This window comes from Aeromicrobium sp. (assembly GCF_014378035.1).
Lineage (GTDB): Bacteria > Actinomycetota > Actinomycetes > Propionibacteriales > Nocardioidaceae > Aeromicrobium.
The window spans coordinates 1-8,311 of the sequence record NZ_JACMOM010000399.1 but is presented as its reverse complement, the minus strand read 5'-3'; the positions used below and the strand labels follow the sequence as shown (position 1 = coordinate 8,311).

The 8,311-nt window shown below is 67.8% G+C and carries 7 protein-coding genes and 1 pseudogene; 1 reads left to right on the top strand and 7 read right to left on the bottom strand.

Features of this window, described 5'->3' with window-relative positions; genetic code table 11:
• The first annotated feature begins 375 nt into the window (after positions 1-375).
• Positions 376-1,137 (top strand): hypothetical protein, encoded by a 762-nt coding sequence (locus H7290_RS21195; RefSeq protein WP_290515998.1) that lies wholly within the window; start codon positions 376-378, stop codon positions 1,135-1,137.
• An 11-nt stretch (positions 1,138-1,148) separates the two neighbouring features.
• Here the strand turns inward: H7290_RS21195 and H7290_RS21190 are convergent, their stop codons facing one another.
• From H7290_RS21190 to H7290_RS21460, 7 genes and pseudogenes are all read right to left on the bottom strand, one after another.
• The gene (locus H7290_RS21190; RefSeq protein WP_290515997.1) at positions 1,149-2,186 is read right to left on the bottom strand and encodes an aspartate-semialdehyde dehydrogenase; all 1,038 of its coding nucleotides are present in this window, start codon (positions 2,184-2,186) and stop codon (positions 1,149-1,151) included.
• Positions 2,183-3,463: an aspartate kinase gene (locus H7290_RS21185; protein WP_290515996.1), complete on the bottom strand. Its 1,281-nt coding sequence runs from the start codon at positions 3,461-3,463 to the stop codon at positions 2,183-2,185. The genes H7290_RS21190 and H7290_RS21185 overlap by 4 nt, the downstream gene beginning before the upstream one ends.
• A gap of 128 nt (positions 3,464-3,591) precedes the next feature.
• On the bottom strand, positions 3,592-4,707 hold the full coding sequence (locus H7290_RS21180) for a S1 family peptidase (RefSeq protein WP_290515995.1): 1,116 nt from the start codon (positions 4,705-4,707) through the stop codon (positions 3,592-3,594).
• A 191-nt stretch (positions 4,708-4,898) separates the two neighbouring features.
• Positions 4,899-5,891 carry a LysR family transcriptional regulator gene (locus tag H7290_RS21175; protein ID WP_290515994.1) on the bottom strand — a complete coding sequence of 331 codons (993 nt, stop codon included), beginning with the start codon at positions 5,889-5,891 and terminating at the stop codon, positions 4,899-4,901.
• 121 nt (positions 5,892-6,012) lie between these two features.
• A complete protein-coding gene (recR, locus tag H7290_RS21170) occupies positions 6,013-6,627 on the bottom strand; it encodes a recombination mediator RecR (RefSeq protein ID WP_290515993.1) in 615 nt (204 codons plus the stop codon).
• A 75-nt stretch (positions 6,628-6,702) separates the two neighbouring features.
• Positions 6,703-7,281, bottom strand: a complete 579-nt coding sequence (locus H7290_RS21465; protein ID WP_366927667.1) for an aminodeoxychorismate/anthranilate synthase component II — start codon at positions 7,279-7,281, stop codon at positions 6,703-6,705.
• A gap of 195 nt (positions 7,282-7,476) precedes the next feature.
• A pseudogene (locus H7290_RS21460) lies at positions 7,477-8,274 on the bottom strand (aminotransferase class IV); the annotation flags it as partial.
• Between the last annotated feature and the right edge of the window lie 37 nt (positions 8,275-8,311).

The window sequence follows — 8,311 nt, the reverse complement described above, 5'->3', positions numbered from 1 at the left end:
GATGATGACGGCGGTGATGACCAAGCGGGCTTTCGACATCCACGGAGCATCACCGGTTGTCCGGGATGTCTTGAGACATCTGTCCGGTATGTCCTGAACCAGCACACTGTCAGCCCGACATTGTGATCTCTCAAGAGATCGGAGACACCCGAACCTGCGGAAGCGGGTTCGGGTGTTCTTTATTTGTGGGGTTGGTAGTCGCGTGTGGTGTCGGCGGTGAGCTCGCGGAGGAGTTCGCCGGTGATGGCGTTGCCGACGTGGACGTCTGCGGTTTCCTCGTCGCCACGACAGTTCTCGCACGATAGTTGGCCGCGCGGGCCGGGCAACGGCTCATTCCGGACCCCTACGCTCCACCCCCTGTGAAACACTCTGGGGATGGTCGACGAACAGCAACCCGCGAAGAAAGTGGTCAAGCGGGTCGTCAAGAAGACTGTCGTTCGGCCGACTTCCTCCACCCCCCCGCCCACGAAGATGCGCTATGGCCGCCCCGTGGCGACGGCGGCGGCGAGCAAGCCCAAGGCCAAGGCAGAGTCGAAGGCCGGCGCTTCACCTCGTCCCCCGCCGGTTCGCGCGCCCGCGCGTCCCCGCGTCGACGTCGGAGCCAAGGTGGGCGCGGCGGGCCGAGTCCTCGGTTCGCGCGGGTCGAGCGCCGCCTCCGGTGTGGCAGGAGCCGCCGGTTCAGCATCGCGAGCGACCGCAACGTTCGTCGTCGACCGCTGGCACGCGGTCATTGACTGGCGCATCCCCCACATCGATCTTCGCATCGCTGCTGTCATCACTGGCCTCATCGTCGGGCTCGTCACCGTGGGCCTGGGACTGGCGTCGCTCGCCCTGTTCACGCAGGTGCGAGGCGTCGCGTCAGGGGGAGGTCGCCTGGGATCCCTGGCCTTCGTCGTGGTGGCCTTCGTGGGCTACTACCTGGGCGCGCGTCTGCTCTCGGCATTCGGTTCGACGCAGGGACGCTTGACGAGCGGCCTCGCCATCGTGCTCGCCATCGTGGCCATGCTCGGCCTCTTCCTCGGCATCGTCGACAGCCCCGTGGCGCTCGTGGTCCTGCCGGTGCTGAGCCTCGTCGCCTACAGCGTCGCGTATCAACTCATCGTCCTCGCCGAGAACAGTCCTCCCCTCGAGGACTGACCCGTCAGCGCTCAGATGAGCAGCTCGGCGATCTGCACGGTGTTGAGCGCGGCACCCTTGCGGAGGTTGTCGCTGCTCACGAAGAGCACCAACCCGCGGTTTTCGTCGACGCCCGAGTCCTGCCGGATGCGTCCGACGAGGCTCGGGTCGTTGCCGGCCGCGCGCAGCGGCGTGGGCACGTCGACCAGCTGCACCCCCAGCGCAGAGCCCAGGATCTGGGTGGCCCGCTCGGGTGTGATCGCGCGGGCGAACTCCGCGTTGATCGACAACGAATGGCCTGTGAAGACCGGTACACGCACGCAGGTGCCTGACACCCGGAGGTCGGGGAGACCCAGGATCTTGCGGCTCTCGTGGCGAAGCTTCTGTTCCTCATCGGTCTCGAACGAGCCGTCGTCGACGATCGAGCCAGCCATCGGGAGCACGTTGAACGCGATGGGCGCGGTGTAGATGGTCGGCGCGGGGTAGGCGACAGCCGAGCCGTCATAAGCCAGCTCGTTGGCCTTCTCGACGACCGCGAGTGCCTGACCGTGCAGCTCCTGGACGCCAGCGATGCCGGAGCCCGAGACCGCCTGGTAGGTGCTGACGACCAGACGCACGAGGCCTGCCTCGTCGTGCAGGGGCTTGAGCACCGGCATGGCCGCCATGGTGGTGCAGTTGGGATTGGCGATGATGCCGCGCCCCCCGGCGGCCACTTCGGCCTTGGCGATGTCGCCCGGGTTGACCTCGCTGACGACCAGCGGGACGTCGGCGTCCTTGCGGAACGCCGATGAGTTGTCGATGACGGTCACCCCGGCGGCCGCGAAGCGCGGGGCCTGCACCCTCGACAGGGCAGCGCCGGCCGAGAACAGTGCGATGTCGAGCCCCGACGGATCGGCCGTCTCGGCATCCTCGATGAGGATCTCGCCACCGCGCCAGGGCAGGGTCTTGCCTGCGGAACGCGAGGAGGCGAAGAAACGTACTTCGTCGGCCGGGAAGTTGCGCTCGGCAAGGATGCCACGCATGGCGACGCCGACCTGGCCGGTTGCGCCGACGACACCGATCCTGGTCATCGTCCGGTTCCTCCGTAGACCACGGCCTCGACCTCGTCGGTGCCGAGTCCGAATGCCTCGTGCGCGGCGTTGACGGCGGCGTCGATCTGGCTCTCGGCGGTGACCACCGAGATGCGAATCTCCGAGGTGGAGACCATCTCGATGTTGACCCCGGCGTCAGCCAGCGCCTGGAAGAACTTCGCGGTGACGCCCGGCGAGGACCGCATGCCGGCGCCGATGATCGACACCTTGCCGACGCTGTCGTCGTACTGCAGTCGCTCGAAGCCGACGTCGTCCTTCAGCCGCGCGAGAGCCGTCATGGCGTTCTGCCCGTCGGTGCGCGGCAGAGTGAATGAGATGTCGGTGAGGTTGGTCGCTGCTGCCGAGACGTTCTGCACGATCATGTCGATGTTGATCTGCGCATCGGCGAGCGTGCGGAAGATCGACGCCGCCTCACCGACCTTGTCGGGCACGCCGACGACGGTGATCTTCGACTCGCTGCGATCGTGCGCAACGCCGGAAATGATGGCCTGTTCCATGGGGTGCCCCTCTTGAGCGACGTCTTGTGCCCTCACCACCCACGTGCCTTGCTTCTCGGAGAACGAGGAGCGCACATGGATCGGCATGTCGTTGCGGCGGGCGTACTCGACGCACCGCAGGTGAAGGATCTTGGCGCCGTTGGCGGCCATCTCGAGCATCTCCTCGTAGGAGATGCGCGGGATCTGGCGAGCCGTGGCGACGATGCGCGGATCGGCCGTGAAGATGCCGTCGACGTCGGTGTAGATCTCGCAGACGTCGGCAGCGAGTGCCGCCGCGAGGGCGACCGCCGTGGTGTCCGAGCCGCCGCGGCCGAGCGTGGTGATGTCCTTGGTGGTCTGCGAGACTCCCTGGAAACCAGCCACGATGGCGATGGCGCCCTGCGCGAGAGCGTCCTCGATGCGGCCCGGCGTGACGTCGATGATCTTGGCTCGACCGTGCTCGGAGTCGGTGATCACGCCGGCCTGCGAGCCGGTGAACGAGCGCGCCTCCTGGCCGAGGTTGCCGATCGCCATGGCCAGGACCGCCATGCTGATGCGCTCGCCGGCGGTCAGGAGCATGTCGAGCTCGCGGCCGGGGGGCAACGGCGTGACCTGGTTGGCGAGATCGATGAGCTCGTCGGTGGTGTCACCCATGGCGGAGACCACGACAACGACGTCGTGACCGGCCTTGCGGGTCGCGACGATGCGCTGGGCGACCCTCTTGACGCTGGTGGCGTCGGCAACCGAGGAGCCGCCGTACTTCTGGACGACAATGCCCACTGTCTATTCCCTTGGAGCTGGAGGACGTACGGATGCGCTACCAGCGTACCGGTCGCTCCCGGGGACAAAAGAGTCTGGGTTTGTCCCCGTGCAGGCGGACAAACCCAGATTCTCTCGTCGCTGCGAGGTCAGCCGGTGATCAGCGACAGTCCATACGCACCGAGGATCTCGTTGACGGGCTGGAAGTACGTCTCGCCACCGCTGGAGCAGTTGCCCGATCCACCGGACGTGACGCCCTGCGCCCGATTGCCCGAGATCGCCGAACCACCCGAGTCACCGGGCTCGGCGCACACGTTGGTCTTGATGAGGCCGTAGACGCTGCCCTGCGAGTAGTTGACGGTCGCATCACGAGCGCCGATCGTCCCGCAGTGCCAACCCGTGGTCGAGCCGGAACGACAGATCGACGAACCGATTGGCGACTCCCCCGAACCGGTGACCGCCACGATGCCACCGGCGTAGTCGTTGACGCCGCCGACAAGCACATCCCCTGTCCGGATGTACGAGTAGTCGTTGCCGGGGAAGCTGGAGCCGGCGAACGTACCGGTCGGCTGGCTCGTCGTGTCGCCGGCGCTGCCGCAATGTCCGGCCGAGACGAATCCACCGTTGACCGAGAAGCCGATCGAGCAGCGCGAGCCGCCGATGTAATAGGCGTTGCCACCGACCACGTTCAGCGGGCGGGGCAGGGAGTCCGACCGCTCGACAGTGACCGCGGCCGACGGAACCCCGGCGCTCGTCGCGAAGGAGCGAGCATCCACCAGGCTCGAGGCGCGCGACTGCACGACGACCTTGTTGGACTTGACGTCGACGTACCAGCCAGGAACCGACTCGGGAGCCTTCGACCTCGCCGCGTCGAGCTTGTTCAGGTACGCGCCAAGCTGCTTCTCGGAACGGGAGACCTGACGCGGCTCGGCGCCGGCTTCGCGAACGGTGTCAGCCTTCGAGCCACTCGTGACGCCGACCACCAGCTTGCTGCTGTCCGCATCGAACCAGGCACCTCCGAACGACGCGCCGAGATCGCGACGAAGCGACTTCTCGGACTTCGCTGCCTTGTCCTCGGCGGCCATCCGGGTTTTCGCCTGGGGAGCCGTCATGCCGAGGTCCCGTTGCATTGCCGAGCCCATCGACGAGCGACCGGACTCCCCCTCGGGTGTTGGTTGGGCCACTCCGGCCTGCTGCCCGAGGACGGTCACCGCCCCAAGCGCCAGCGCCACAGATGCCGTGAACACGCGCACGTTGTGCGTCATCGTCGTTCTCCTTCGTCGTCGCGACACCTGGGGTTGGCCCGGTGCCGACTCGCGCGTGGACCGGCTCGCGGCATGATGGCCGCTGCGATCCGCACGCATGGATTCGGAGTCTGCCTGCCGACCCCCATACCCCCCGCGGGGATGACTGCAACCTAGTGCTCCTCAGTCCGCCCGGGGACATACCAGATGCGTCATACCGAGTGCGTGGCCCACGGCAACGGCTGCACGCCGAAACCCGGATTTTCCTCCAGCCACGATGAGTAGACGGGGCTCCGATCGATGAGGTCGGAGCATGCGGCAGACGTGAGCCTGACGATCTCGTCTGAGAATGCGGCGCCCGGAGCTTCCGGGTGCCAGCCGATGAGCTGGCGCCACCGCAGCGGCGTGTCCGTGATCGGCACGCTGACCAGCCCGGGCACCTTGCGCGTGGCGTGACAGAGGGCGACCGCGTTGCCAGTCTCCACAAGGTCGATGCAGCTGGCCGCGTCGGCCTCGTAGATGGCGCCGGGAGTGAATCCGGCGCGGGCGCACGCCGTGACGAAGCAATCGGTGAAGCAGCTGTCACCGGGTGTGCCCACCCAGCTCTCTCCTGAGAGCTCCGCGAGGCTGATCTCAGCGCGGGAGGCGAGGTCGTGGGTGTCGGGAAGCAGCACGAACACCGGGTCAGAGGTCACGGCGTGCCAGACCAGGCCAGGCTGGACCGGGGGCGGGGAGTCGGCGCACACTCCCACGACGGCGAAGTCGACACGGCCGTCTGCGAGCATGCGGGCCAGCTCCTCGGACGACCAGGAAGCCTGGGTCGTGACCCGCAGGTCGTCGTACTTGTCCCGGAGCGCATGGATCAACCGGCCCAGCACTGCGCCGGTTGAGGAGCCGAGATTGACGTGCTCCGGCCTGCCGTCTTCTCGGCCCTCGTTGTTGTTCAGCCTGGCCGCTTCCTCGCGGAGTCCTGACATCGCAGGAAGCATGACGCGTGCCCGGGCGAGCACGAGATCACCCAGAGGAGTCGCGCGGACGCCGCGGTGGTCGCGCTCGAACAGCTGACCGCCGAGCGACTTCTCGATGCGGTTGAGCTGAGCCGAGAGCGCCGGCTGCGCGAGTCCGAGGCTCGCTGCCGCCTTGGTGACGCTCCCCTCTTCTGAGAGGGCGCACACGACCTTGAGGTGTCGCAGTTCCAACTCCACCCGTGCACGGTACCCCGGGCGGCGAGACTGACGATCCGAGCATCGAGACGCCCGGAGAATGGGAGCTGCTGCAGTCGCCAAACCCCGAGCGTCCGCCCACTCGCGAGGCGATGGAGCTACGTCAGACCTTCGTGCCAGGGTTGCCGATGGTGGTGCGGCCCTCGAACGCGCGGCCGAGAGTGAGCTCGTCGGCATACTCGAGGTCGCCACCCACCGGCAAACCGCTCGCAAGCTTGCTGACGCGCAGGCCGAGAGGGGTGAGCATGCGGATGAGGTAGGTGGCGGTCGCCTCACCCTCGAGGTTGGGATCGGTGGCGATGATGACCTCGGTGACCATGCCGTCCTGCAGGCGGACGAGCAGCTCCTTGATGCGCAGCTGGTCGGGTCCGATGCCGGCAATCGGCGATATCGCACCGCCCAGCACGTGGTAGCGGCCGCGGAACTCCCGCGTGCGCTCGATCGCCACGACGTCCTTGGACTCCTCGACGACACAGAGCACGGTCAGGTCGCGGCGAGGGTCGGCGCAGATGCGGCACTCGGTGTCGACCGTGACGTTGCCGCAGATGTGGCAGAAGTGCACCTTGGCCTTCACCTCCACGAGGGTCGCGGCGAACCGGCGAACGTCCTCGGGGTCGGCGTCGAGCAGGAAGAAGGCGATGCGTTGCGCACTCTTGGGCCCGATGCCGGGCAGCCGCCCGAGCTCGTCGATCAGATCTTGGATCACTCCGTCATACATAGGGGTTCAGTCTAGGTGGACGTTGCGAGAGCGACAGCCCCGGCGCGCAGGCGGCGCCGGTTGCCTGCGGACGAGCTACTGAGTCAGGAAGTTCTGCAACATCTCGTGACCGTGTGAGGTCAGGATCGACTCCGGATGCATCTGCACACCCTCGACCGGGTGCGTCCGGTGACGCACACCCATCACGACACCGGATGCCGTGTGTGCCGTCGCCTCGAGCTCGGCGGGCAACGTCGCCGCATCGATGACGAGCGAGTGGTAACGCGCGCAGACCAGCGGGGACCGGAGACCTGCATACACCCCCAGCCCGTCGTGGTGCACAAGAGACGGCTTGCCGTGCACGACCTCGGCGGCCCGCACGACTACGGCTCCGTAGACCTCGCCGACAGCCTGGTGACCGAGGCAGACCCCGAGCGTCGGAGTGGTGGGCCCGAGTCTGCGGATGGCCTCGATGCTGATGCCGGCGTCGGTCGGGGTGCCGGGCCCCGGCGAGACGATGAGGTGGGTGAAGTCACCGCGCTCTCGTGCGGCCACGAGCTCATCGACCGTGACCGCGTCGTTGCGCACCACCTCCGCCGTCGCGCCGAGCTCGCCGACGTACTGGACCAGGTTGTAGACGAAGGAGTCGTAGTTGTCGATGAACAGGACCTTCACGACGTCTGGCAGCGTGAGCGGCGACCTGATCGCCCGAACCGGGCCGCGATGACCCACCCCGCCGCCGTCGGGCCTGAGAGCGTCGCGGAGCCAGGACGTCGTGCGGCCGACAGCCCAGGCTCCAGCACCCTCGCACGCCACGACCGGCACGACTCCCCGCAGCGAGTTCGTGACGAACACCTCTGACGCCGATGACAGGTCCGTCAGGGTCAGCCGTCGTTGGAAGACCGGCACCGAGGCGTCGCGGAGGACTTCGACCACGCGGGCGCGAGCCGTGCCCGGCAGGATGCGGCCGTCGGTGGGCGGGGTGTGCACGCCATCGTCGTGGACCACGAAGATGCTGGCGCGTGCGGTCTCGAGGATCGAGCCGTCGTCTGCGCAGAGCAGCAGGTCGCGGTCGGGGCCTCCCTCGAAGGCCAAGGCGCTGCGATCGCTCCACTTGTGCTGGCCGAACCCGCCGATGATCGTGCGCGGGGTCAACGTCCACGACTCGACGTCGTCGTCGATGGGCCTGCTCGTCATCGAGACCCGCACCTCGTCGCCATCTGGCACCGCGTCGACACGCAGACGGTGCCGACCGTCGAGCCCTGCCGCGCGATGGACGACGGCCTCGTCGAGGCCGGCGCGGGTCGCGGTGCCATAGACCGCGCGGACGCTTGCGTCGAGGCGGGCCAGGTGGGCATCGGCGGCGACGGCCCGGCCGTCGATGTCGAGCAACGTGTCGTAGATTCCGGCCGACACGTCAACCGTCGCCACATGCTCCTCAACACCCTCGAGGCGCGTTACCTCTGCTGGCAGCTCCTCAGCGACCAGGTCGAGGATGCCGCCTATCGCCTCGATCAACGGACGGGCCTTGACCAGGCACTCGGCGTACTCGCCCTGAGGGGTCGAGTCGGCCACGACTCCCCCGCCGACACCGAGCCAGACCGAGCCCCCGGCGAACTCGAAGGTGCGGATCGCGACGTTGAGCTCGAGCCCCGCGCCGGGGCTCACGTGCCCGATCGCGCCGGTGTAGGCCTCACGCCCGGTG